Consider the following 24,516-nt stretch of genomic DNA (forward strand, 5'->3'; position numbering starts at 1 on the left):
CGGGCATCGATTCTCATCGGGGCGCGGGGGTGACAACCCCCACTCAGACGCCGGATAGATGAAAGCAAGCCAACCACGCATCAACACCAGTATTGCAGAAAAGGGGGTAACCATAGATGTAGGAGCCAGGCTTGCCGGATCGCCGGACCGCTGCGATGAATTCAGCGCGGTGGGCCAAAGAGACCTCAGTGCCTGTTTCGCGACGGTTCGGCACCCCGACAAGCTCGGCTCTCTACAGCATTTGTGTTGAAGGCTTGTCAGAACCGCGTATCCACCGCCACCTCAAACGTCCGTGGCGCGCCCTGGTAGTACAGCGTGCCATAGGCCTGTTTGGCATACACCTCATCGGTCAGGTTGCGCACCCGCGCGGTAATGGCGGTATGGGCATCGAGCCTGAACCGCGCAAACGCGCCATACAGGGTGTATGCCGGCGCTTTGAGGGTGTTGGCGTTGTTGGCGTACACCGAGGCGACGTAGCGCGCGTCCATGCCCACTTGCCAGGCCGGGTCGATTTCGTAGCTGAGCCAGGCATTAGCCACCTGATCCGGCACGTTGGTCGGGGTGTTGCCCTTGCGCGATACCGGCCGGCCGCCGACGTTTTCGGTGAAGTCGTCGTACTGTGCATCGACGTAGGCGTAATTGGCCTCGGCCAGCAAACGGGGGGTGATGTGCAGCTTGCCGGCCACTTCGATGCCCCGGGAGGTTTGTTGCCCGGCCTGGACGGTGTTGTTGATGTTGTTCGGGTCGGTGACAGAGAAGTCCTCGCGCACGATCTGGTAGGCCGCAACCGTCGCCGCACCGCGACCGTCGAGGAAGTCGAACTTGCTGCCGACCTCCACTTGCTCGCCCGTGGTCAGGTCGGCGTTCTGGGCCTGGGAGAAGGTCGCCGAGGCCAGGGAGCCCGCGGGTGGGTCGGCGGCGGTGCTGTATTGCACATACACATTGGCCGCCGGTGTCAGCGCGTAGACCAGGCCGATACGGCCGGTCACCGGCGTCCAGGTGCGCTGGAAAAACCGCGGGCTGGTTGGGGTGATCGCGCCGTAGTTGGTCACTTCCATGTGCAAGTGGTCATAGCGCAGGCCCGTCAGCAACGACAGGCGCTCGGTCAGTTCCAGGCGGTTTTCCAGAAAGCCGGCCAGGGTCGTGACTTCGTGCTTGCGGACCTTCTGCAGGCCGCCGTTCACGCCAGGAATGTCATCAAAACTGCCTGGGTCGAAGCTGTCGGCATTGATGGTGTCAAAGGGCGAGCTTGAAAACTTGCTGTTGGGATGCAACGTTTGCCGGTTGAGGGAGTAGTCGAAGCCGGCCGACCATTGGCTGGCGAGGCCGAACAACTGCGTGTCGTGGCGCAGTTCGAAGCGATTGCCGTCCACCTGTTGATCGTGTCGTTGCAGGTAGGCGGAGAAGCGGCTGACCTGGCTGTTGTCGGCGTTGTAGCGGTAATTCTCCAGGTTGCGGTAATCGCGCTGGGCGTCGTAGTGGTAGAGCGTGTTTTGCCAGCTGGTGGTTTCGTTCACCTGGAAATCGAGGATCGAGCGCAGCCAGCGCACGCGCTGTTCATATCGGCTATCGGCCACGTTGTAGTTCTCGAAGCGCCGGCTTTTGTCGATCTTCATCGTGTCGCCCACCGGGTTCAGAATCGGTGAGCCCCAATAGGGGCTGTCCTCTTTGTCTTCCTGATATTCAAGAGCCAGGGTATGGCTGAGCCGTGGCGTCAGGTCACTGAGGAGGGAGAACGCGGTGCTGGTCGACTCGCGTTCATTGCGGTCCATATAGCCATTGCTGCCCGTATGGCTGACATCCAGGCGGGCAAAGTGATGCGGGTCCGGCCCGTCACTCAGGGCATGGTTAACCCCGAGGGACAGCTCCGAGGCATCGTAGCTGCCATAGCGCACGCGGCCTTCGACCGATTGCTCCTCGCGGCTGGCCAACTGGGTGATGTAGTTGATCGAGCCGCCCACTGCCCCTGCTCCGTAGAGGAAGGTGGACGGTCCACCGATCAGCTCCACGCGATCATAAATCCAGGCATCCACCGGCCGTGTCGCGCTGCTGTAGCTCATGCCGATGCCGTTGTAGAGCTGGGTGATCTGGTTCTGGGTAAAGCCGCGATAAGCCACAAAGCCGCCGTAGCCGGGGTTGGCCGAGGCGTTGATGCCGGTCATGCCGTTGATGACATCCTGAGTGTCTTTGGCCCCGCGTTCTTCGATGATGGCCCGGTCGGCGACGCTGACCGAGGCTGGGGTTTCCCGCGACGTCAGGCCCAGTCGCGAGCCGGTCTTGATTGGCTGGTCGAGGAGCACACCGGAGGGCTGCTCCTGCACGGCGTTGATGGTGCTGGTGGGCAAGTTCAGGGTCGCGTCTTGCGCCCAGGCGAAATTGCAGGCGCCAAACAGCAGCACCAGAGAGGTGTTTCTTGTCGTCATGGTCAAACGTCCACGCAAATAGGTGAAGCCCACGCGCGCTCACGCCAAGCGGCGGGCAGCAGCGGTCAGGCCGAGAACATCACAGCAGCGGTGGACAAGGGTGGGGCGCGGGGGTTGAGGGCAGGCCAGCTGAAGCGTGGCGGGGGTTGCGCAAGGCTGCGCACGACCACCGGCGCGATGGCGTCGCCGGGCACATAGTCCAGTGCCCAGCTCGAGGTGTTGAGGGTCACCGCCAGGCCGAAGGAGGAGCACAGCGGGCACGTCAGCGTCGCCATGTGTTTGGCGTGGTCGCTGGGGTCGCCCTTGTCGTGACTGAGAGCGTGGCTGGCGCCGTGGTGTTGCGCCTTGACCGAACCGTGGTCACTGCCCAGCACGGTCAGGTTCATACCGCTCATTTGACCGTGATGAAACCCGCAGGCGAGCACGGTGAACAGGACGCTGGCGTAGAGCATCCATGCAATCAACGGGCGAGGGCGGAGGGCGCGGTTCATGGCCGGCGACTCTAGCACTCAAATGAGGGGTGCACTAGCCGGGAGGGTGGCGAATTGCCGCGATTTTGCTATGTCTTTCCTACCGCTACCAGGAATCGAAGGGGATGCCGAATTTTTCTATGTAGGCACGAGAGGCTTCGTTGGGCGGCCGGGCAAACTTCCCGTCGACGGCCTTGCCCAGATGGGGGCCTTGAGGAACGATCTCACCAACAAAACGCCCGACTTCGATGGGAGTCAAGCAAGGCCCGGCCAGCCAGACCTTTGCAATCCCTCCCGGCGCAAGATGAATCGCCAGTCCTTTTCTGTAGTCAGTCATCCAGGCTTCTCGCGCCATGCAGTATGCCCGTTCGCCCTTTAACATTGCTGCGCGCTTGTTCTCGGGTATATCGATGAAAACACGATAGACCTGTGGTTCGGCAAGCGACTGCCAGCGAACGTAAAGATTCTTGGGCAGATCAGCCCCGTAAACGAACTTTCCCTTTCCCCATCCTGGTTCTTTTGGCCAGCCGCGCGGGTTTCCCTCGTTGTGTGGCGGCGTCTGGATAGCCGATCCACCACTCATTGCGCGCCGGAAAAGTCGGCCTTGGGCATCAACTACATCCGCTGTTTCAATCCATACTTCCATATAATTTGGGGCTGCGAATCCCAACCACCATGCGTCGTATGGTAGTTTTTTATGACCGCAGCCTCCTATGAAAATGGTTGTCAGCAGAAGCGCTATTCGGGCTTTATTCATTAGGGAGAACCACCCTCGAACCGTCACCCGATCGATTGAACGGTTACCAGGAGTCGAAGGGGATGCCAAATTTTTTGATGTAGGCTTTGGACTCTGGGTCGAGGTCAATCATGTAGTGGTTATTGCCGTACTCTGCGCGTGGGCCAGCGGTTACCACTTCGCCCTCGAACCGTCCGACCTCGATGGCTTCCAGGCAAGGTCCGGATACCCAGACCTTGGCTATGCCGCCGGGAGCCAAATGGATCACTACACCTTTGCGATAATCTGTTTTCCATATCTCGCGAGCCATGCAATACGCTCTCTCTCCCTTCACCATTTCTGTGCGGACACTCTCCGGAATATCAATAAGAACCCGATAAACCTGCGGTTCGGCGATGGACTGCCAGCGCACATAAATTGTCTTGGGTAAGTCCGCACCGTAGACGAACTTGCCTTTTCCCGACCCTGGTCGCTTAGTCCAGCCCCTTGGATCTCCCTGATTATCGGGTGGTGTCTGAATTGCCGATGTTCCGCTCATGGCGCGTGTGAACAAATGGCCCTGAACGTCGACAACATCCGCCGTTTCGATCCAGACTTCCATGTAGTTCGGCGCTCCAAACCCCAGCCACCAGGCGTCGTATGGCAGCGGCTTATTGGCACAGCCGGTGATCAGCGCTGCAAGAATCGGGATAGCCGCTAGTCGCTTACTCATTGAGATGGGCGGCTCTCGAGCCAGGAGCCGGTCGATTAATGAAAACAATATTTGTGCTGCTGTTGCGCCAATCCTTTGCCGCATTCCAGTGAGCAGCAGTAAACATATCGCTTGCCTCCCATAGAAGAATCTCCAGTAGAGAGGCAAGCGGGGCGTCAGATACAGTGGACCGTTCCGGTGGGCGAGGAGGAAATTTCCCAAATCAGGTTTGACTTGATTGGACTTCCCGGTTGCAGGCCCGGAAAAATATCCAGCGGGAACTTGCTGAGCATTGCCAGCGCTGGTCGTGTTTGTAGGGCGAGGTTCGTGCACCATGGGATGACGGATCCTCTGTAGGAGCCAGGCTTGCCTCAATGCCAGTCAGTTAAGTAACTGAACGACGCAACCCTTGTAGGAGCGGACCTGGCCGCGATGGGCTGCGCAGCAGCCCCCGAGGCCGGTGATATCTACGACAAGCCCTGGGAGTGCGGGCGGTTTCAGAATCGCCGGGGCCGCTTCGCAGCCCATCGCGGCCAGGTCCGCTCCTACATGGATCTCGCCTTAACTGACTGGCATTGAGGCTTGCCTGCGATGGCATCACCGCGGTGTATCTGATACACCGCGTCGCCTGCATCGCGAGCAAGCTCGGCTCCTACACGCGCATTCACCACAGTCGGGGTGCCGAGGGCCCTCGAAACGCTGCGACAAGCCTGCTAGCCTAGGCTTTTTTGCCCGTCAGGCTTTTGCGCCTGCCGGGCGCTGCCATCGAGAGCCCATCATGCCAATGTCATCCCTAGATCCTCTGGACCTGGAAATCGTCCGTGAGCTGCAGGAAGACGGTCGCCGCGCGTTCCGCGAAGTGGCGCGCAATCTGTCGGTGCCCGAGGCCACGGTGCGCACGCGGGTCAAGCGCATGCAGGACCACGGCATCCTGCAGATCCTGGCCTTCACCAACCCGGCCAAGCTTGGGGATGCCAAGCTGGCGCTGCTGTTCGTCAACGTCAGCCCCCAGGACCACGAACGGGTGGTCGACACCCTTGGGCGCTGGACCGAGATCAGCTACCTGTCCACCACCATGGGCACCGCCGACATCTGCGTGCAGGTGCTGTGCCGTGACAATGACAGCCTCTGGCAGCTGAAACAGCGCATTCGCTCACTGCCGGGGATTGAAGAAGTGCGCATGATGCAGGAAGTCAAAGTGCACAAGATCCGTTTCACGATCCCGGGCGGAGAGCTCGACCTCTAGTGTGGTGTCTCAGAAGTTAGCTACCTATCGTCGATAAAGTTCAGGATATCGTCGGCCTATACCTGAACCCACCCGACAGGGCCCTGGCGTTATGCGTCGACGAGAAAAGCCAGATCCAGGCCTTGAACCGGACGCAACCGGGCTTGCCGCTCACATTTGGGCAACCGGTGATTCGCACGCATGACTACAAACGCCATGTGTGGGGGTGTCGGCTTTCTGCAGACGAAAAAAAAACGGCGGGATGGACGTCGCGCCGTTTTTTCTACTGATTCCATTTCCATTGGGTCATCGTCCTGATGCATCGCTCTCCTGCGATTTCCCTGACTGTCAGCCTTGTCAGCCAGTGTCGGTCCGTCAACACAAGAGTGATATTGCAGGGCCAACCCGCTTAGCCAGTGGGCGATAGCCTAAGCCGGCGTAAGCGATGGCTTACACCGGCTCAGCACCCTCCCGGAAATGGGGAAAGCTTGTGATCGGAAAACCCCGGAAATGGGGAACTACCCCCACTGAAAATTGACTCGTTACCCTTCAACAGCAAAGTCAACGGCCAACCGATTGATTACCGGCGGCTTTTTAAATTTTGCATATTTCCCAACGTTTGGCGTGGCTTTTGCTGATTGCTAAAGCGAAGCGGCAAAGTGCCATTTTCGGTCGGGCGTGGCTGGTGAAGCTGCACAGGAGCGAGGTAAAAATGATGAAAAACAATCCGCCGGTGAAGTTATTGACCAACCTTTTCCGGCGCTCGGGCATCGCGACTGCACTGCTGGTCACATTCGGCTTGGCCAACGTGAGTGCGGTACCTCTCGATGATTTTGGCCCGCCACCGCCGACCGACCCCTCGGCCTTTACCGATCCGCCTGCCGACCCCGAGGCCGCGCTGCAAGCACTGGAAACGCTGCCGGATACCAACCGTGGTGCACTTGCCCTGCCCAACGGCGGTTTCGGTGACCGAACCACTCCACGTGCCGAGAACGTCCTGCCCCCGGCGCTGCAGACCTCGTTCAACTTCCCTACCAATGGCAAGCCAAGCCCGCTGTTCGGGGCCCAACCCTATACCCAGCAACTGTTGCTGTTCGAGGAGTTCGGCCCGGAGAAACTCGATCCGACGACCCCGCCGGCAGAAATAACCTTCCCGGTCCCCACCCTGGGTCCCGCCCCTGGCCAGGACCCGAACATCGTCGCCCGCAGTGGCCCTTCGGGCACGGCGCTGGAAGCCTTCCTGCGCCAACCGGGGCTGACCCCGTTCCCGACGCAGTTTTCCAACGTGTTGGACCGCAACCCCTGGAAGGCGCAGATCGAAGCCTTCCTCAACCGTCACCCGGTGGGTTCACCGGCCGAAGGGCGGCCACCGGGAAAAGGCTGGTCACACCAGCGCTGGAACGAGTTCTACCCCCAGGCCGCGCTCAAGACCGCGCAAGCCGGTGCGCGGAGCAACCTGGGCCTGCGCGACAACAAACAGATGCACGGCTACACCAAGGGTGAGTTCGGCCCCAACGGGCTCTACCACAACACCGCCGGCATCCCGGCCACCGAAGGCACCACCAAGGGCATCGGCATCCGCTTGCACCCGAACATGCCGGTGCAGAATCACAACTCGGTGTGGACCTTCGATGGCACGCTGCCGCCCAAACTGTTGATGGTGCGCTACGGGCAAGCGCTGCTCATGCGCCACTATAACGCCCTGCCCATCGATCCCGCAGCGAACGGCGGCTTTGGCCTGCACACCCTCAGTACCCACGAGCACAACGGCCACACCCCGGCCGAAAGCGATGGCTTTGCCAATGCCTTCTTCTTCCCGGGTCAGTACTACGATTATCGCTGGCCGTTGCAACTGGCCGGCTATGACACCATCAATACCAAGGCGCAAGACCCAAGGGCGGCGTTCCCCTGCTCGCCGGGAGAAACGCTCTTCGTCAACGATGCCACTCCCGGTCTCAAGACCTGTGAAAACGGCAGCATCAAGATCCGCGGCGACTGGCGTGAAACCATGAGCACCCATTGGTTCCACGACCATATGTTCGACTTCACCGCGCAGAACGTCTACAAGGGCAACGCCGCGATGATGAATTACTACAGCGCGATCGATCGCGGCAACGAGGCGCTCGAGGACGGTGTCAACCTGCGCCTGCCCAGTGGCTCGGCATTGCCCTGGGGTAACCGTGACTATGACGTCAACCTGGTACTCGCCGACAAGGCCTGGGACCAGAACGGCCAATTGTGGTTCAACCCGTTCAACACCGACGGCTTCCTCGGCGATCAGATGACGGTCAACTGGCAGTACCAGCCCTACCTGAACGTGCGGGCACGCAGCTATCGCTTTCGCATTCTCAATGGCTCGATCTCGCGCTTCTTCAAGCTGGCGGTGGTCCGCGAAATCAAGGGCACTGGCGGCGAATTTTCCGGTCCGAAAGGCTCTGGCGTGTCCTACGACCGGGTGCCCTTCCACATGATCGCCAACGACGGCAACATCATGGAACATACCGTACCCTTCGACGGCAGCCTGGACCTGGACCACGATGGCGACCTCAAGGACAACCACGGCATCCTGCCAACCCAAGCCATCGCCGAACGCTATGACATCATCATCAATTTCGCCAAGCATGGGATCAAGACCGGGGACAAGCTGTATTTCGTCAACTTGATGGAGCACAAGACCGGCAAGGGCCCGGAGAAAGACCAGCTATCACTGGCTGACGTGCTGTCTGAAAAATACAAGGCGGTGCTCAAGCAGACCAGCAAAGGGCCGAAATGGGACAACGGCGACCCAGTGGTCGGCAAGTTCTTGCAACTGAACGTCAAATCCTACGCTGGCCAGGACCTGAGCATGGACCCGACGGCCTATGAACCGGCCAAACCCGGCAAGGCGGCCGGCAAGTCCATGATCCCGTTGACCATCAACCGCGACAACGCTGACGACCAGGCCAAGCTCAAGCTGGCACGGCACCGCAGCTTTGAATTTGGTCGCTCCAATGGTACCGATTTCGAGCCCTGGACCATCAAGACCGACGGTGGCTCCGGCTATTCCATGGACCCACGCCGGATCAGTGCGGCGCCCCAGTTGGCCAATGGTCCAACGGATGCTGGCTTCAGCGGCGACGGCACCCTCGAAGTGTGGAAGCTCGAGAATGGCGGCGATGGCTGGAGCCATCCAGTGCATGTGCACTTTGAGGAAGGGGTCATTCTCAGCCGCGATGGCAAGGCGCCGCCGGACTGGGAGAAGTGGGCGCGCAAGGACGTTTACCGCATTGGACCGGAGGTGGACAGCTCCAAAGAGGTCGAGGTGGCTATCCGATTCCGCGAGTTTGCCGGCACCTTCATGGAGCACTGCCACAACACTCAGCACGAGGACACGTCGATGTTGCTGCGCTGGGACGTCGAACACCCCGGCCAGTTCGAGCTGATGCCAACGCCGCTGCCAAGCTGGGACGGCGTGGAATACGTGAGTTCCGCGGCGCTCCCCACCTTCCGCGCCGGCGACGGCGATGGTGAGGGCGATGGCGACGGCGACGGCGACGGCGATGGCGATGGTGAGGGTGAGGGTGACAATCAGTTGCCAGTAGCCAAGGCCGATAACGCCAGCACCACTGCCGGTGTGGCGGTTACCCTCAACGTGCTGGCCAACGACAGCGACCCTGACAACAACGTGCCGCTCACAGTCGTCAGCCTGAGTCAGCCGGACTCTGGCCGGGGCAGTGTCAGCACCGACGGCACCAGCGTGATCTACACGCCACCGGCCACAGTAGCCGAGCCGCTCACTGCGACCTTCACCTATGAGGCCCGCGATGCGTCGGGCGGTGTCTCGGCAACGCCCGCCACCGTGAGCATTTCGGTCACCCCGGCAGCTGTTAGCGAAGACCTGAAGGTGACCAGCGCCACGGTCGTCGCACGACGCAACAACCGTTATACCTGGAGTCTGGTTGGGACGACTTCGCGGGTAACCGGCAACACCATCACGGTCACGGCAGCGACCACGGGTGGGCCGCTGAGCCTTGGCACGGCGACACTCAGCGCGACGGCTACCGGTGCCCGCTGGCGGATCTCGGTCAACACCACCGGCAATGGACCGTCGCCGAACCCGACCGTGACGATCAAATCGTCTTTCGGCCAGTCGATCACGGTACCGATCTCGGTCCGCTGACCTGCTTCACCTTGCGCTTCAGGCCACAGATCGTCACCTGAAGCGCAAGGCATGGGGCAGTCACCTGCACAGGATGCAAACCATGATAAGCACAACCGTGTTCACCCGCTTTCTGCTGTTGCTTACCTTGTGTGCCGCGCAGTGGTCGGCAGCGGCTACTGGCGAAAACGACCCTCCCCAGGCTTGGGGGCGCGACTACTTTCCCAACATTCCCCTGGTCACCCAGGATGGCCAGACGGTGCACTTCTTCGATGACCTGATCAAGGACAAGGTGGTGGCGATCAACTTCATCTTCACCTCCTGTACCGACTCTTGCCCACTGGAAACCGCGCGCCTGCGACAGGTGCAGCAGCTGCTCGGCGAGCGGGTCGGTCGCGATGTGTTCTTCTATTCGATCAGCATCGACCCGCAGACCGATACGCCAGCGGTGCTCAAGCAATATACCGAGAAATTCAAGACCGGACCCGGCTGGCAGTTTTTGACCGGCCAGAAAGCCGATATCACTTTGTTGCGGCAAAGGCTCGGCCTGTTCATCGAGGGCGTCGACGATGGTCAAACCAAGGATCACAACCTGAGCTTGATCATTGGCAACCAGAGCACCGGGCGCTGGATGAAGGCTTCGCCCTTCGAGAATCCCTACATCCTGGCAGACCGGCTAGGCAACAGCCTGCACAACTGGAAGCTGGCGAGCACCCATACGAACAAAAATGCCGACGCCCCTAGCGTGCGCACGCCCAGCGCTGGCGAGCAAATCTATCGGACGCGCTGCTCCTCCTGCCATACGCTCGGCGATACCGAGCACGCCGGGATGCGCAGCATTGGTCCGGATTTGCTCGGGGTGACCCGACAACGTGATCCGGTATGGCTCACGCGCTGGATCAAGGAGCCGGATCGGATGCTGGCGGAAAAGGACCCCTTGGCCATGCAGTTGTATGAACAATACAACCGCTTGGCGATGCCGAATCTGCGTTTGGGCGAGGTCGAGGTCACCGCTCTACTCGCTTACCTGGAGGAGGAGACCAATCGGCTACAACCTCTTGCGCCCGTAGCTCACGAGGCGCATGGCGAGTCGCATAATCCGGATCATCACGCCTCTCAAGGCCACCAGCGCCAGGGGGAGTAAGCTAGCCATTACGAGTGAGACAAGGCTTTGGCAAGTAGTCTGTTGCTGCTGGTCGTTGCCCGTATCGCCTGGCGCCTGACGCATACAGTGCCACCATTGCACGTCGTCCGGGCGCCGCCACCCGATTTGCGCGCCACACTACCTATCTGATTGCGACACGCCCGGCGCCCTGTCTTGAGGCGCGGGGGCTGACGCTCGCCGCCTGCCAACCCCCGTCCTTGAAGGTGTGTGCGCCTGCGCACTGCTTTGGCGCGCCTGCGATTTTGCAAAGCATTGCGTATCAATGTGCGACTCATGCTACGCATTGCGCAAGATAATGCGAAATAAATAGTGATTTTGCGCAAGAAAGATGATTAATATTGACCCATCGCAAGCTGTTACAAAAATAAAGCGGATGAGGTGAGCGTCATGAGCGAGAGCACCAGCGGTGTTGAGCACGGTTTCGAGAAAACGATTCGATGGTGGGATGGCGTTGCCATCACCCTGAGCTTGCCCGCCGCGCTGTTTGTGGGCCTGGGGTATTCAATGGGCGCCATTGGCGCCTGGGCGGCCGTGGCGTTGTGGGCCACCATTGCCGTGGTGGCGGCGCTGCATAACTGGGTGTACTCGGAAATGGGCGCGATGTTCAGCCACAAATCCGGCGGCATTGCGCTGTACGCCAACGAAGCCTGGCGCAAGCGCTTTCCCTCGCTTGGCCCATTGGCCACTTACGCTTACTGGTTCGCCTGGGCCACGGCCCCGGCCATCTGGGGGCTGGCGGTCTCGCAGATCGTCACCGAGCAGTTCTGGCCCAATGCAACCTATGTGTTGGACCTGGGCCTGATCCAGCTGGATTTGCCCCAGCTGATCGCCCTGGGCGTGGCGCTGTTGTCGTGGGCGCTGAGCATGATCGAGCTGCGCTTTACCATGATTCTGATCACCCTGGCCGGGGTGCTGTTGATGATTCCGGTGGTGATTTTCGGCAGTGGCGCGTTCGCCTCCCCGCTGTGGAGCAGCGACACCTTCACCTGGCGCATTCCGGCGGGTATGGAAGGGCTGCGCACCGTGCTGGCCTGGTTGTTCGTGATGGCCTGGTCGGCCTACGCCGTCGAAGCCGCCGCCTCCTTTATCCCTGAATACCGCGACACCGTGGGCGACACCCGCAAGGCGCTGCGCGTATCGGCCTTGATCCTGCTGCTGGTGTTTACCCTGACCCCGCTGGGGCTGGCCGGCCTGCTGGGCGAGCAAGGCCTGGCCGAGCACCCCAACGGCTTTCTGCAGGCTGGCGCCCTGGCGCTGCTGGGCACTGGCGCTGCGGCGATCACCGTGGTGTTGATCGCCGGCATCCTGGTGCTCTCGGTGATGGGCACTGCGGATGCGGCCCGTGCGCTGTACCAGAGCTCGCGGGACGGCCTGACGGTGCGCCAGTTCGGCATCCTCAATCGCAATGGCGTACCGGCCCGGGCCGTGACCGTGCAACTGGCGATCAACGTGGCACTGGTGCTGTTTGTCGGTAACGCGCTGGCGGTCATCGTCGCCGGTAACGTCGGTTATGTGTTGGCGCATTTGTTGGCGGTGAGCGGCTTCATGATCCTGCGCAAAGACCAGCCTGACACGCCACGGCCCATCCGCCTGCCACGCCGCTGGATCGCCATCGCCTCGGCCCTGGTCGTGTTCGACGGCTTGATCCTGATCGTCGGCGTCACCAGCGCCTCGATCACCGGCTACGGCAGCTTCAAGGAAGTCGGCATCGCCATCGGCGTGCTGGCCATCTCCCAAGTGATGTTCCGCCTGCGCCGCTGGCAGGACCGAGCCCATCCGCTACCGGCCGGCAGCCACTGAACAGCCCCTGAACATCCCCCGTTTCGTTTCACCGCAACTGGCAAAGGAACCCCCATGAGCATTGATAACTCATTTGGCCTCGCCTGGCCGAACCGCAGCCCTGTGGCCGTCTCCCTGACGTTTGACGTGGACGCCGAGGCCGGTTTTCTGGGTGACAGCCCCACCTTCGCGCGCCGGCTGACCAGCCTGTCGGAAGGCCGGTTCAGCGTTACCCGTGGCCTGCCACGGATCCTCGAACTGTTGGCCCGACACCAGATCAAGGCCTCGTTTTTCGTGCCCGGCTATACCGCCGAGCAGCACCCGGGGCTGATCGACCAACTGCTGGAACAGGGCCATGAAATCGGCCACCACGGCCATATGCACCTGCGCAGCGACAAGGTCTCGGTCGAGCAACAAATCGAAGAAATGCAGCGCGGCCTGGAAGCCCTGGCCAAGGCCAGCGCACCGAAGCCGGCCGGTTATCGCTCCTCGTCCTGGGAGCTGACGCCGGAGACCTTCGACCTTGTGATCGACAACGGCTTTGCCTACGACTCCAGCTGCATGGGCGACGACCGCCCCTACATCGAAACCTGGAACGGCCGCTCGATCGTTGAGCTGCCGGTGCACTGGTCGCTGGACGACTGGCCGATGTTCGGCTGGAGCATCGACAACGGCGGCAACTACACCCACCCCAAAACCCTCACCGATGTCTGGCTGGCCGAGTACGAATCGGCCCGCCGCGAGGGCCGCCACACCACCTTCACGATGCACCCTGAAGTGATCGGCCGCGCCGCGCGCTTCGCGCAACTGGAGCGCTTTGTCGAGCGCCTGGTCAGCGACGGCGACGTCTGGTTCGCCCGCCTGGATGAGGTGGCGCGGCATGTGAAGCCTTACCTGGAGAACGCACGATGACCTACACCTTCCGCTCAACCGTCACCGACCCGCACGGGCGTGGCCGCGAATTTGGCGAGTGCCACGCGGCGCAGATCCGTGCCTCGGTCGAAGCCTACCGCGGCTTGTTCCAGCGCACGGCGGGCGGCGCGGTCGACCTGCTGCAACTGGGCAGCGAAGCCCTGGCGCAAATCGCCGCTTTCGCAGCGCCGCTGCACACTGAAATCCTTGGCATGGCCGAGGGCAGCGGGGTGGATGCGCGGGAAATCGGTGCCATCAATGCCCGCACTGAAATCCTCGCCTTCCTCAGCGTCAAACTGCGCGGCGAATGCTCCACCGTAGCCTTCGTCGACCCGGCGCTGCCGGCGCCGATCACGGTGCAAACCTGGGACTGGTATTCGCAGTTCGCCAGCCAATGGCTGGTGTGGGAAATCCCTCATGCCGACGGGCGCTTCACCACCACCGTCACCGAGTACGGCATCGTCGGCAAGATCGGCGTCAACAACCGTGGCCTGGGTGTGCATTTCAACATCCTCCACCACGCCCTCGACGGCCAGCGCATGGGTGTGCCGGTGCACGTGGCCGCGCGCTGGATGCTCGACAGCCAGCGCGACATCAATGACGCCCTGCAGCTGCTGGCCGGCGCGGATTTCTCCGCCTCAAGTTCCCTGACCGTGCTGGCCTCCAAGGCCGGTGAAGCGGCCGCGATCTCGGTGGAAATCTACCCCGAAGGCCCGGCGTTCGTGTTCCCCGGTGCCGACGGCTTGCTGGTGCACACCAACCATTTCCTCGATGCCAGGGCCGCCCGGGGCGATACCGAATGGGGCGTCTACCCCGACACCCTGCTGCGCCATCACGTGCTGACCCGGCGCCTGCAAAACCGTCGCGACCTCAACGTGGCCGCGATCACCGAGGCGATGAACAGCCACCTGGGCAGCACCGGTGCAGTCTGCTGCCACCCGGACCCGAACAGCAGCGCCGACCAGTACCAGACCCTTGTCACGGTGGCCATCGACGTCGCCGCCGGCACCCTCAACGCCCTGGCAGGCGGGCCTTGTGCCCATACCGCCCAACATTCTCATTGATCACGGCCAAGGAGCCTTTGCCATGCTGAAACTCAAACGCGTCGACAACATGGACATCCTCACCCACAACGTCCAGCGCCTGGTGGACTTCTACCACGGCACTTTGGGCCTGGGTTTCTTCCTGCCTTATGTCGCCGAAGAGCGTTGGGCGGCCATCGATACCGGCAACCTGACCCTGTACCTGTTCCACACCGAAAGCACCCTGAAGGTCGAGCGCCGTACCGCCATCAACCTGGAAGACGCGCCGGGCTTCGACTCCTTCGCCTTTGAGGTGGAGAACCTGGATGAAGCCATCGCCTACCTGGAGGGCAAGGTGCAGTGGGTGACCGACCAGCCGATCGAATGGCAGCACCCGAGCGGTACTCACTACCGTTACCGCCCGATGTTCGACCCGGACGGCAACATGCTCTACGTCACCGAACCGCACAAAGTCTGAAACCAGTCGATTTCTGGAGAACAACCCATGACCGTTTCCCTCTCTGCCGAGCAGGCCCGCATCGCCCCGCAAAGCGTGCTCGACCTTGCCCCTGAGGCCCAGAAATTCACCGGCCGCGTGGCCCTGATCACCGGCGCCGGGCGCGGTGCCGGCCGTGCCCATGCGCGCCTGCTGGCCGCCCGTGGCGCCAGCGTGATTGTCAACGACATCGACGCCGACGTGGCCCGCGCCACCGCCGCCGACATCGTTGCGGCCGGTGGCAAGGCCATTGCCATTGCCTGCGACATCACCACCCGGGCCAACGCCGAAAGCCTGATCGCGCAAGCGGTCGAACACTTCGGCCAGCTCGACATCCTCGTTCACAACGCCGGGATGATGTATTCGCTGACCGGCCTTGAAGAGACCGACGACGACAACTTCAACCAGTTGCTGGCGATCAACGTGCATGCACCGTTGTACCTGACCCGTGCCGCGTTGCCGGCCCTGCGCCAGAGCAAGGCGCCGCGGGTGATTTTCATCAACTCCCAGTGGGGCCAGGTGCCGGACGGCCACTCCTACGCCTACATGGTCTCCAAGACCGCGCAGCTGGGCCTGATGAAAACCATGGCCAAGGAGTTCGTGGGGCAGGGGATTCTGTTCAACGCCATCACCCCCGGGGCGATCCTGACCCGCATGGTGCCGGACGAATACGTCGAAGGCGAAAAGGCCAATATCCCCCTCGGGCGCCTGGTGCACCCGGAAGAAATCGCGGCGGCGGTGGCGTTTCTGGCCAGCGACGAAGCGGCCTTTATCACCGGGCAAGTGCTGGCGGTAAACGGTGGTGCGTTGGTAGTCGGTATCTAAGAACAAGGCTTGATGAGGACAAGAACATGACCGAGAAAATGACCCAGCGCCAACGTGCTGAAGCCGCCATGCGCCGCCAGTGGTTCCCTGTTGCGCGCTCCGTTGATCTGGCCACGCCGCAGTCGGCGACCTTGCTCGGCGAGCGCCTGGTGGTGTACCGCACCGAGTCCGGCCAGGCCGTGGTGCAGGATGCCCGTTGCCCGCACCGGGGCGCCGACTTTGCCCTGGGCAAGGTCCATGGCGAAAGCATCGCCTGCCCCTACCACGGCTGGCGCTTCGACGCCGAGGACGGCAAGTGCAGCCATGTGCCGTCGCTGGCGGATCAATGCAAGATCCCACCGCAGGCGTCGATCAAGACTTATCCTGTGATCGAGCGCTTTGCTCACGTCTGGACGGTATTGGAAGACCCGGTTCAAGCGCTCTACGACCCGGAACAGTGGAAAGGCATCGAGTTCGAGTGGCTGGCCGCCGAGCCGCTGCATTCGCCGACCGGCGTGGCGGTGGCGATCGAGAACTTCCGTGACGTCGCCCACTTCCCATTCGTGCACCACGTCTCCATGGGCCCGACCCCGCAGGTGGTCGAACCCCTGAAAGTCCGCCGCGAAGGCCTCGACGTGGTGATGGAACGGCCGCTGGACGCCGGCGAAGGCGAGTGGGCCAACGACGGTGATTGCATAATGTTCTATCACTGCGCAGCGCCGGGCCTGGCCAGCATCACCTACGACTACGAACGCTTGGGCAAGCGCATCGTCGCGGGCTTCCCGTCGCCAATGGCCTATGACGACGTGAAGATTTTCTGGGGCGTGGCCAACGCCCGCGACTTCACCGGTGCGGACCTGCAGGAAAACCTGCGGATCGAAGAAATGGTCTACCTGGAAGACATGCCGATTGCCGCGGGCATTTACCCGCGTGAAATCGACTGGGATGGGGTATTTGTCGAGCACTCGGTGCCGGCCGACCTGTTCACCCTCAACTACCGCCGGGCGTTCCGCGAGTTCATGGAGCGCGCCGTGCCGGAAGTGGTCGCCGTGCCCCAGGGGCAACGAGGCGTAGCATGAACCGCGCAGGCGAAGGCATGCAGGTGCTGATCAGCGCCATGCGCCTGGAGGCCGAGGGCGTGATGTCCCTCGAACTGCAGGCGCTGGGCGATCAGCCTTTGCCGGGCTGGGAGGCGGGGGCGCACATCGATGTGCACCTGCCTTCGGGCACCACCCGCCAGTACTCGCTGTGCGGCGATCCGCAGGAAGCGCGTTACCTGCGCATTGCGGTGCTGCGAGAAGAGAAGGGCCGTGGCGGTTCGCGCGAGGTGCACGACAGTCTGCGCGTGGGCATGCAGATTCGAATTGGCACGCCGCGCAACGCCTTCCCGTTGGCGCCGGCGGCGGCTTATCAGTTTGTCGCAGGCGGCATCGGCATTACGCCGATTTTGCCAATGATCCTCGCTGCCGAGCGCGCTGGCGTGCCGTGGCACCTGGTCTATGGCGGCCGTTCGCGGCGCTCCATGGCCTTTCTCGAACGCTTGCTGGCGCATGCGGGCGAGCAGGTTGAAGTGCTGCCGGCCGACGAGTTCGGCCTGCTCGACCTGGAGCGCATCGCTGCCCGTGCGGCGGCGGGTGCCGAGACTTACAGCTGCGGCCCGGGTGTGCTGCTCGATGCCCTGACAGCCCGGTTCGACGCCGAGGAACTCGGCCAGCGTCTGCACCTGGAACGCTTCAGCGCAGCGCCCTTGCCGGTGGTGGCAGGCGAGGGCGACCTGAAAGTCATCCTCGCCCGCAGCGGCAAGGAAATCGACGTGCCGACCCATTGCTCGGTCATGGCCGCACTGCGTGAAAACGGCGTGGATGTGCCGTCGTCCTGCGAGCAGGGCGTGTGCGGCATGTGCGAAACCCGCGTGCTCGACGGCGTCATCGACCACCGCGACATGCTCCTCACCGACAGCGAGCGAGCGCGTAACAACGTGATGATGGTCTGTGTTTCACGGGCCAGGACCGCGACCTTGCTGTTGGATTTGTAAGGCCTTAGAAGCTTCGCGGATGAATCCGCTCCCACAACATGTGGGAGCGGATTCATCCGCGAATTGCCTCAACACCCTCTCCAGAATTTCCCCTCGCTTGCCCATTCAGGATTTTTCTGCCCCCATGCTTTCCATCTGCATTCTCGAAACCGACCACCTGCGGCCCGAACTGGTGGGCCGTTACCAAAGCTACGGCCACCTGTTCCAGCAACTGTTCGCTCGCCAGCCAGTGCCGGCGAGTTTTGCCGTGTTCAACGTGGTGGACGGCGAATATCCTTCTGAAGGTCAGACGTTCGATGCCTACCTGGTGACGGGCAGCAAGGCCGATGCGTTTGGCCAGCAGGGCTGGATCAACGTGCTGCGCACGTTTCTGCTCGAGCGTTATCAGCGCGGCGACACGCTGCTCGGGATTTGCTTCGGGCATCAACTGCTGGCGCTATTGCTGGGCGGCGAGTGCGGCCGGGCGGCTCAAGGCTGGGGCCTGGGCGTACACCGTTATCAGTGCCTCGAACCGCAGCCGTGGATGACCCCGCCGCGTGCCGACTTTGCCTTGCTGGTGTCGCACCAGGACCAGGTCAGCGCCTTGCCCGACGGCGCGCAACTGCTCGCCAGCAGCCTATTCTGCCCAGTGGCGGCGTTCAGCATTGGCGAGCAAGTGTTGTGCTTCCAGGGGCACCCGGAGTTTGTCGAAGGCTATGCGCAGGATCTTCTCGACCTGCGACGCGAAGGCTACGGTGAAGACCTGTACAGCGCCGCGACCGCGACCGTACAGCAGGGGCATGATGGAGCGCTGATTGCGCAATGGATGCTGCAGTTTGTAATGCAGCGTCGCAGCTGAGCGGGGGCCGCTTCGCGCCCCATCGCGGCCAGGCCGGGACGCCGGACCGCCGCTCCTACAATTGACCGCGTGTAGGAGCGGACCTGGCCGCGATGGGCCGTGAAACGGCCCCCGAGGGCTTACCTTACAGCTTGATCCAGGTAGCTTTCAGCTCGGTGTACTTATCCAGCGCATGCAGCGACTTGTCCCGCCCGTTCCCGGATTGCTTGAACCCCCCAAAAGGCGCGGTCATGTCGCCGCCATCGTACTGGTTAACCCAGACGCTGCCGGCACGCAGGGCCTTGGCGGTGAGGTGGGCCCTGGACAGGTCCGAGGTCCAGACCCCCGCCGCCAGGCCAAAGGGGCTGTCGTTGGCAATCTGCACGGCTTGCTCGGGGGTGTCGAAGCTGATCACGGACAACACTGGGCCGAAGATTTCCTCCTGGGCAATGCGCATGCGGTTGTTCACCTCATCGAACACCGTTGGCTCAACGAACACGCCGCCGGTGTCTTCCAACACCCGGTTGCCACCGGCCACCAGCGTCGCGCCCTGGTCGTGGCCGGCCTGGATATAGCCGAGCACCGTTTCCAGTTGCTGGCGGTCCACCAGCGCTCCAACGCGGGTGGCCGGGTCCAGCGGATGCCCGGGTTTCCACTGGCCCAAGGCCTCGATCAGCAGCGGCATGAAGCGCGCCTTGATCGAGCGTTCTACCAGCAACCGTGAGCCGGCGGTGCAGACCTCGCCCTGGTTGAAGGCAATCGCACTGGCAGCAGCGGCAGCCGCTGCCGCAAGGTCGGCGGTATCGGCAAAGATGATGTGCGGGCTTTTGCCGCCCGCTTCCAGCCACACGCGCTTCATGTTCGATTCGCCGGCGTAGACCATCAGTTGCTTGGCGATCCGGGTCGAGCCGGTAAACACCAGCGTATCCACGTCCATGTGCAGCGCCAGCGCCTTGCCCACGGTATGGCCAAAGCCTGGCAGCACGTTCAATACCCCGGCCGGCAGGCCGGCGTCGAGCGCCAGTTGCGCCAGGCGAATCGCGGTCAGCGGGGACTTTTCCGAAGGCTTGAGGATCACCGAGTTTCCGGCCGCCAGCGCAGGCCCCAGTTTCCAGCAGGCCATGACCAACGGGAAGTTCCACGGCACGATGGCGGCGACCACGCCGACCGGCTCGCGGGTGACCAGCCCGAGTTCGTCGTGAGCGGTCGTGGCAACTTCGTCATAGACCTTGTCGATGGCCTCGCCGTACCAGCGGATTGCCCGCGCGGCGCCCGGCAGGTCTACGTTCAGGGCGTCATTGATCGGCTTGCCCATGTCGAGGGTTTCGAGCAGCGCGAGCTCCTCGGCGTGAGCCTCGATCAACGCGGCGAAACGGATCATCACGGCTTTGCGCTTGACCGGCGCCAACCGCGACCAGACCCCTGATTCAAAGGTGCGGCGAGCATCAACGACAGCAAGCTCGGCGTCGGCGTCGGCGTCGGCGCAGCTGGCAACCTGGCCGAGCGAGCGGCCGTCGATGGGGCTGATGCAGTCGAAGGTGGCGCCGCTGGCCGCCGGTTGGTAGCGGCCGGCGATAAAGGCCCGGGTTTCAGGCATAAGGTCGGCCGCGCGTTGTTCCCACGCGGCTCGAGTGGCTTGAGTCATGTTGGTGTCCTGTAAAAGGTGGGGCTCAGCGCAGCCGCTCGAGCAGTTGGTAGTACCACATGCCGGCGGCCAGCATCGGGTTGCCGAGCACATCGCCCATGGGCACGCGAATGTGCTGGCAGGCGGCGAAGGTGTCGAACTGCTCCAGTTGGCCGGTGATGGCTCGGCCCATGATCTCGCCCATGATGTGGGTGGTGGCGATGCCATGCCCGGAGTAGCCCTGGCAGTACCAGACGTTGTCCGAGAGCTTGCCCAGTTGCGGGATGCGGTTGATGACGATGCCCATCGCGCAGCTCCACTGGAAGTCGATGGCCACGCCCTTGAGCGCCGGGAAGGTGCGCTCGATGCACGGCCGCAGCTCGGCGGCGATGTCGCGCGAGTCCTTGCCGCTGTAGTTGGCGCCACCGCCAAACAGCAGGCGACCGTCGGCCGTCATGCGGTAGTAATCGAGCACAAAGCGGCAGTCGTAGACGGCCAGGTCTTCGCGGTTGATCCGCGAGGCCAGCTCGCCCAGCGGCGCGGTGGTGACAATGCCACCCATGGCCGGAAAGATCTTGCCCTTGAGTTTGGCCGGCTCCAGCTTGTGGTACACATCGCCGGCCAGCAGCACTTGCTTGGCATCGATCTGCCCATGCGCGGTGCGTACACCGGGATTGGCGCCGTGAATAATCTCCAACACTTCGCTGTTTTCAAAGATCAGCGCGCCCAGGCTCTCTGCCGCGCGCGCCTCGCCGATGCACAGGTTGAGCGGGTGCAGGTGCATGTTGCGAGTGTTCTTGATGGCGCCGTGATAGAGCTCGCTTTCCAGCAGGTCGCGGACCTGGCTGCGGTCAAGCAGGCTGACGTCGGCGGCCATGCCGCGCCGCACCGCTTCGTCATAGTCGTGGCGCAAGCCGTCCAGATGGCTGGGCTTGTACGCCGCGTGCAAGTGACCGTGCTTGAGGTCGCAGGCGATGCCGTATTTCTCGACCCGTGCCTTGATGATCTCGTGCCCGCGCCAGCGCAGGTGCCAGATAAATTCATCGACCTCATTGCCCAAGGTGCGGCGCATCTGTTTGCGCATCGCTTCGTCGCCCGACAGGCTGCCGGTGACTTGTCCGCCATTGCGCCCCGTGGCGCCCCAGCCGATCTTGTGGCTTTCGACGAGGGCGACCTTGAGGCCTTTTTCCGCCAGTTCCACGGCAGTGGCGACGCCGGTAAAACCACCGCCGATGATGACCACGTCCACCGCCACCCGGCCCTTGAAGGTCGGGTAGTCGGTTTCCTGGTGCAGGGTTGCGGTGTAATAGGAATTGCAGCGCTGTGTCATGTCTGTCACCTGTGTCATCGGGTTCATGCCTGGGTCAGGTACCAGCGCCAATCCTGTTCACCCACCTCGCTCATGAACTGCCGGTATTCGGCGCGCTTGACCGCGAGGTACACACCGAGGAATTCGCTGCCCAGTGCATCACGGGCCCAGGCGGAGTTCTCCAGGGCGGTGAGGGAGGTCAGCCAGTCGGTGGGCAGCAGCTCGGTGGCTTGCGCATAACCGTTACCCTCGACCGGTGCGCCAGGGTCGATGTTTTCGCGGATGCCGCGATGGATACCGGCCAGAATCGCCGCCGCGGCCAGGTACGGGTTGGCGTCGGCGCCGCAGATACGGTGCTCGATATGTCGGCTGTTGGCCGGCCCACCCGGTACGCGCAGGCTGACGGTGCGGTTGTCGACCCCCCAGGTCGGCGCCAGCGGTGCGTAGCTGTTGGCCTGGAAGCGTCGGTAGGAATTGGCGGTGGGGCAGAACAACAGCAGCGAATCGAGCAGCGAGGCGAGCATGCCGCCCACGGCCTGGCGCAGCAGCGGGGTACCGGCCGGGTCATCCGAGGCGAACAGGTTGCGGCCTTCGGCGTCGGCAATGCTGACGTGCATGTGCATGCCAGTGCCCGCCAGGTCGTCGAACGGCTTGGCCATAAAGGTTGCCTGCATGCCGTGCTGGTGAGCGATAGCCTTGACCAGGCGCTTGTAGCGCACGGCCTGGTCCATGGCTTGCAGGGCGTCGCCGTGTTCGAGGGTGATTTCCACCTGGCCCGGGGCGTATTCGGAGATCGCCGTACGCGCCGGAATGCCGTGCAGTTTGCAGGCAGCGTAGAGGTCGGCGAGAAACGGTTCGATCTGCTCCAGCTCACGCAGGCCATACACCTGGGTCTGGCGCGGGCGGCCACCGTCGGCATCCAGCGCCGGTTGCGGGCGGCCGTTGCCGTCGCGTTTGGCGTCGAGCAGGTAGAACTCCAGCTCACAGGCCATGACCGGGTAGTAGCCGGCGGCGTTCAGACCGTTGATGACCTTGATCAACAGGTGCCGCGGGTCGGCGATGCTGGCTGGCATGCCTTGCTCCGGGTGCATGCTGACCTGCACCGCGGCGGTGGGGATCTTGCGCCACGGCAAGCGCACCAGGCTGCCTTCCAGAGGGTAGGCGCGGCAGTCGATATCGCCGACTTCCCAGACCAGCCCGGAGTTTTCCACGTCGTCCCCCTGCAGCGTCAGGCCGAGGATGGTGCTGGGCAGCGGGCGACCGCTTTCATAGACCGCCAGCAACTCGTCGCGGTGCAGCAACTTGCCCCGGGGCACGCCGTTGGCGTCGAGGATAAACAGCTCGATCATGTCGATATCGGGGTTGTCGGCCAGAAAATTCTGGGCATCTTCTAAGGCTGCAAATTTCATTGTTGTTCTCACAGGGCCATGGACAAGGTGATCGACAGGGTCATAGCCAGCGCCTGTCGCGGGTAAAGCCGATGCTGATCCAGCGGTTGGGGCCTTCACGGCCGATGCCGGCGGCGATCTCGCCACGGACCTGGTCCAGCGCATGGACCGGCCAGGCATTCATCGCGTCGGGCAAGACGATATGGATCTCCACGAACAGGCCGCGCCCGACCTCCAGCGCGCTGTGGCTGAAGGCCTCGAAGCCGTAGCGCTGGCTCATGCGCTGCAGCAGCGCGGCGACCTCACTGTCCAGTTCGCTGGGGGTGATCTTGAGCAATTGGCCGACCGCCTTGAACACGGTCCTGGCCGGGCCGGGCATCAGCACCAGGGCCAGCACGACCAGAATGCCGGGGTCGATGTACGGGGCGATAAAGGCATAGGGGCCGCCCTGCAGGGCATAGCCGCAGACAAACGCCACCAGCAGCGCGGCGGTGATGGAAAACGACATGCGCCAGCTTTCGATGTCCAGCGCGATCAGCTCCGACTGCACCTGGCGATTACCCCGGCGCACGTACTGGTACATGACTGCACAGGCAACAGCGGTTACAGCGGTGTAGACAATCGCGGCATCGAAGACCAGCGGGTGACCGCCTTGCAGCAGTGCGCTCAAGGCGTTGACGAAGGCGTAGGCACAGAGCATCAGCAAGACACTGCCGTTAAGCGCCAGGGCCAGCGGCTCGAAGTGCCAGTAACCACTCTGGAAACGCCGCCCGACGCCCTTGCTCAGCAAGCGCGCGACCAGCAGGGAGAGGAACGCCATGCTCGAATCGATGGCGTTGAACAAACCGTCGAACACGATTGATTGCGAGCGGCAATAAAGGCCGACACCGATCCCGGTCGCTGCCATGAGCGCGGTGATCAGAATGGAGACTTTGAGCAGGCGTTGTTCACGCTCTTGGATGTTCATGGTGGATAGCCCTGGGTGAGACGGACTTGATCCTAGGGCTAAAAGCTGCGCATGTAAATATGTTATGCGCTTTTATGTTGCGCAAAAAATCTGTTATAGGCTCTAATCATTGCGCAATGCGCAATATCTTCTTATCTCTTGAAAGCATCGCGGGCAAGCCCTGCTCCTACAGCGTCCACAAAAGCTGCGGCGTACACCTGTGTGAGCAAAGCTTGCTCGCGATGAGGCCAGTAAAGGCGACAGAAATCTTAAACGCTGAGACGCAGCGATTGGCGCAAAATGCTGAGGCCGCGCCGGTGCTATCGCGAGCAAGCCTCCCACAAGGTCAAAAGCCCACTGCTCAATATCGGCGTGAATGGAGATCGGCGTGGGAGCAAGGCTTGCCCCAAATGCCAGTCAGTTAAGGGATGAACCGCCGAAATCCATGTAGGAGCGGACCTGGCCGCGATGGGCTGCGAAGCGGCCCCGGCGATTCCGAAACCGCCCGCACTCCCAGGGCTTGTCGTAGATATCAC

Annotated in this window: 19 protein-coding genes and 1 pseudogene; 12 read left to right on the plus strand and 8 right to left on the minus strand. The window is 62.5% G+C overall.

The window, feature by feature from the left end; all coding sequences use genetic code 11:
- Positions 1-257: 257 nt before the first annotated feature.
- The 4 genes from GUY40_RS26220 to GUY40_RS26235 all read right to left on the minus strand — a co-directional run bounded on the left by GUY40_RS26220 (position 258) and on the right by GUY40_RS26235 (position 4,656).
- Positions 258-2,423 (minus strand): TonB-dependent siderophore receptor, encoded by a 2,166-nt coding sequence (locus tag GUY40_RS26220; RefSeq protein WP_166571817.1) that lies wholly within the window; start codon positions 2,421-2,423, stop codon positions 258-260.
- A 65-nt stretch (positions 2,424-2,488) separates the two neighbouring features.
- Positions 2,489-2,914 carry a DUF2946 domain-containing protein gene (locus GUY40_RS26225; RefSeq protein ID WP_166571818.1) on the minus strand — a complete coding sequence of 142 codons (426 nt, stop codon included), beginning with the start codon at positions 2,912-2,914 and terminating at the stop codon, positions 2,489-2,491.
- A gap of 85 nt (positions 2,915-2,999) precedes the next feature.
- Positions 3,000-3,650 carry a DUF2931 family protein gene (locus GUY40_RS26230; protein WP_166571819.1) on the minus strand — a complete coding sequence of 217 codons (651 nt, stop codon included), beginning with the start codon at positions 3,648-3,650 and terminating at the stop codon, positions 3,000-3,002.
- A gap of 43 nt (positions 3,651-3,693) precedes the next feature.
- On the minus strand, positions 3,694-4,656 hold the full coding sequence (locus GUY40_RS26235) for a DUF2931 family protein (protein ID WP_306092864.1): 963 nt from the start codon (positions 4,654-4,656) through the stop codon (positions 3,694-3,696).
- 442 nt (positions 4,657-5,098) lie between these two features.
- On the opposite strand from GUY40_RS26235, the gene GUY40_RS26240 reads away from it, so the two are divergent.
- From GUY40_RS26240 to GUY40_RS26290, 12 genes and pseudogenes are all read left to right on the plus strand, one after another.
- Positions 5,099-5,566: an Lrp/AsnC family transcriptional regulator gene (locus tag GUY40_RS26240; protein WP_166571820.1), complete on the plus strand. Its 468-nt coding sequence runs from the start codon at positions 5,099-5,101 to the stop codon at positions 5,564-5,566.
- 32 nt (positions 5,567-5,598) lie between these two features.
- Positions 5,599-5,763 (plus strand): annotated as a pseudogene (locus GUY40_RS26245) (IS630 family transposase); the annotation flags it as partial.
- Between the two features lie 497 nt (positions 5,764-6,260).
- A complete protein-coding gene (locus tag GUY40_RS26250) occupies positions 6,261-9,704 on the plus strand; it encodes an Ig-like domain-containing protein (protein WP_166571831.1) in 3,444 nt (1,147 codons plus the stop codon).
- 82 nt (positions 9,705-9,786) lie between these two features.
- Complete coding sequence (locus GUY40_RS26255) at positions 9,787-10,827, plus strand: SCO family protein (RefSeq protein ID WP_166571821.1); 1,041 nt, start codon at positions 9,787-9,789, stop codon at positions 10,825-10,827.
- 408 nt (positions 10,828-11,235) lie between these two features.
- Entirely contained in the window at positions 11,236-12,648 is a 1,413-nt protein-coding gene (locus tag GUY40_RS26260; protein WP_166571822.1) for an APC family permease, read from the plus strand.
- A 54-nt stretch (positions 12,649-12,702) separates the two neighbouring features.
- Positions 12,703-13,539 carry a polysaccharide deacetylase gene (locus GUY40_RS26265; protein WP_166571823.1) on the plus strand — a complete coding sequence of 279 codons (837 nt, stop codon included), beginning with the start codon at positions 12,703-12,705 and terminating at the stop codon, positions 13,537-13,539.
- Positions 13,536-14,603 carry a C45 family peptidase gene (locus tag GUY40_RS26270; RefSeq protein ID WP_218585475.1) on the plus strand — a complete coding sequence of 356 codons (1,068 nt, stop codon included), beginning with the start codon at positions 13,536-13,538 and terminating at the stop codon, positions 14,601-14,603. Before GUY40_RS26265 ends, GUY40_RS26270 begins: the two co-directional genes overlap by 4 nt.
- 22 nt (positions 14,604-14,625) lie before the next feature.
- Positions 14,626-15,039 carry a VOC family protein gene (locus tag GUY40_RS28080; protein WP_218585476.1) on the plus strand — a complete coding sequence of 138 codons (414 nt, stop codon included), beginning with the start codon at positions 14,626-14,628 and terminating at the stop codon, positions 15,037-15,039.
- A 27-nt stretch (positions 15,040-15,066) separates the two neighbouring features.
- Positions 15,067-15,882 carry an SDR family NAD(P)-dependent oxidoreductase gene (locus tag GUY40_RS26275; protein WP_166571824.1) on the plus strand — a complete coding sequence of 272 codons (816 nt, stop codon included), beginning with the start codon at positions 15,067-15,069 and terminating at the stop codon, positions 15,880-15,882.
- 26 nt (positions 15,883-15,908) lie between these two features.
- Positions 15,909-16,940 carry an aromatic ring-hydroxylating dioxygenase subunit alpha gene (locus GUY40_RS26280; protein WP_166571825.1) on the plus strand — a complete coding sequence of 344 codons (1,032 nt, stop codon included), beginning with the start codon at positions 15,909-15,911 and terminating at the stop codon, positions 16,938-16,940.
- Positions 16,937-17,896 (plus strand): PDR/VanB family oxidoreductase, encoded by a 960-nt coding sequence (locus GUY40_RS26285; RefSeq protein WP_218585477.1) that lies wholly within the window; start codon positions 16,937-16,939, stop codon positions 17,894-17,896. The genes GUY40_RS26280 and GUY40_RS26285 overlap by 4 nt, the downstream gene beginning before the upstream one ends.
- 124 nt (positions 17,897-18,020) lie before the next feature.
- Positions 18,021-18,734 (plus strand): amidotransferase, encoded by a 714-nt coding sequence (locus tag GUY40_RS26290; protein WP_166571826.1) that lies wholly within the window; start codon positions 18,021-18,023, stop codon positions 18,732-18,734.
- A gap of 124 nt (positions 18,735-18,858) precedes the next feature.
- Here the strand turns inward: GUY40_RS26290 and GUY40_RS26295 are convergent, their stop codons facing one another.
- From GUY40_RS26295 to GUY40_RS26310, 4 genes are read right to left on the minus strand one after another with little or no spacing between them, the layout of a single operon-like run.
- A complete protein-coding gene (locus tag GUY40_RS26295) occupies positions 18,859-20,358 on the minus strand; it encodes an aldehyde dehydrogenase (protein WP_166571827.1) in 1,500 nt (499 codons plus the stop codon).
- Between the two features lie 25 nt (positions 20,359-20,383).
- Positions 20,384-21,667, minus strand: a complete 1,284-nt coding sequence (locus GUY40_RS26300; protein ID WP_166571828.1) for an FAD-binding oxidoreductase — start codon at positions 21,665-21,667, stop codon at positions 20,384-20,386.
- 23 nt (positions 21,668-21,690) lie between these two features.
- A complete protein-coding gene (locus GUY40_RS26305; protein ID WP_166571829.1) occupies positions 21,691-23,055 on the minus strand; it encodes a glutamine synthetase family protein in 1,365 nt (454 codons plus the stop codon).
- Positions 23,056-23,095: 40 nt separating this feature from the next.
- Positions 23,096-24,001: a cation diffusion facilitator family transporter gene (locus tag GUY40_RS26310; protein ID WP_178117983.1), complete on the minus strand. Its 906-nt coding sequence runs from the start codon at positions 23,999-24,001 to the stop codon at positions 23,096-23,098.
- Positions 24,002-24,516 lie beyond the last annotated feature (515 nt).

This window comes from Pseudomonas sp. R5(2019) (genome assembly GCF_009905435.1).
In the GTDB taxonomy this organism is placed as follows: Bacteria; Pseudomonadota; Gammaproteobacteria; order Pseudomonadales; family Pseudomonadaceae; genus Aquipseudomonas.

Bases quoted from the DNA above. Each gene is read 5' to 3' on its own strand.
- GUY40_RS26230 (WP_166571819.1), bottom strand. From the start codon at position 3,650: ATGAATAAAGCCCGAATAGCGCTTCTGCTGACAACCATTTTCATAGGA.
- GUY40_RS26270 (WP_218585475.1), top strand. From the start codon at position 13,536: ATGACCTACACCTTCCGCTCAACCGTCACCGACCCGCACGGGCGTGGC.
- GUY40_RS26275 (WP_166571824.1), top strand. From the start codon at position 15,067: ATGACCGTTTCCCTCTCTGCCGAGCAGGCCCGCATCGCCCCGCAAAGC.
- GUY40_RS26240 (WP_166571820.1), top strand. From the start codon at position 5,099: ATGCCAATGTCATCCCTAGATCCTCTGGACCTGGAAATCGTCCGTGAG.
- GUY40_RS26265 (WP_166571823.1), top strand. From the start codon at position 12,703: ATGAGCATTGATAACTCATTTGGCCTCGCCTGGCCGAACCGCAGCCCT.
- GUY40_RS26300 (WP_166571828.1), bottom strand. From the start codon at position 21,667: ATGACACAGCGCTGCAATTCCTATTACACCGCAACCCTGCACCAGGAA.
- GUY40_RS28080 (WP_218585476.1), top strand. From the start codon at position 14,626: ATGCTGAAACTCAAACGCGTCGACAACATGGACATCCTCACCCACAAC.
- GUY40_RS26295 (WP_166571827.1), bottom strand. From the start codon at position 20,358: ATGACTCAAGCCACTCGAGCCGCGTGGGAACAACGCGCGGCCGACCTT.
- GUY40_RS26310 (WP_178117983.1), bottom strand. From the start codon at position 24,001: ATGAACATCCAAGAGCGTGAACAACGCCTGCTCAAAGTCTCCATTCTG.
- GUY40_RS26290 (WP_166571826.1), top strand. From the start codon at position 18,021: ATGCTTTCCATCTGCATTCTCGAAACCGACCACCTGCGGCCCGAACTG.
- GUY40_RS26285 (WP_218585477.1), top strand. From the start codon at position 16,937: ATGAACCGCGCAGGCGAAGGCATGCAGGTGCTGATCAGCGCCATGCGC.
- GUY40_RS26235 (WP_306092864.1), bottom strand. From the start codon at position 4,656: ATGGTGCACGAACCTCGCCCTACAAACACGACCAGCGCTGGCAATGCT.
- GUY40_RS26220 (WP_166571817.1), bottom strand. From the start codon at position 2,423: ATGACGACAAGAAACACCTCTCTGGTGCTGCTGTTTGGCGCCTGCAAT.
- GUY40_RS26255 (WP_166571821.1), top strand. From the start codon at position 9,787: ATGATAAGCACAACCGTGTTCACCCGCTTTCTGCTGTTGCTTACCTTG.
- GUY40_RS26280 (WP_166571825.1), top strand. From the start codon at position 15,909: ATGACCGAGAAAATGACCCAGCGCCAACGTGCTGAAGCCGCCATGCGC.
- GUY40_RS26305 (WP_166571829.1), bottom strand. From the start codon at position 23,055: ATGAAATTTGCAGCCTTAGAAGATGCCCAGAATTTTCTGGCCGACAAC.
- GUY40_RS26225 (WP_166571818.1), bottom strand. From the start codon at position 2,914: ATGAACCGCGCCCTCCGCCCTCGCCCGTTGATTGCATGGATGCTCTAC.
- GUY40_RS26260 (WP_166571822.1), top strand. From the start codon at position 11,236: ATGAGCGAGAGCACCAGCGGTGTTGAGCACGGTTTCGAGAAAACGATT.
- GUY40_RS26250 (WP_166571831.1), top strand. From the start codon at position 6,261: ATGAAAAACAATCCGCCGGTGAAGTTATTGACCAACCTTTTCCGGCGC.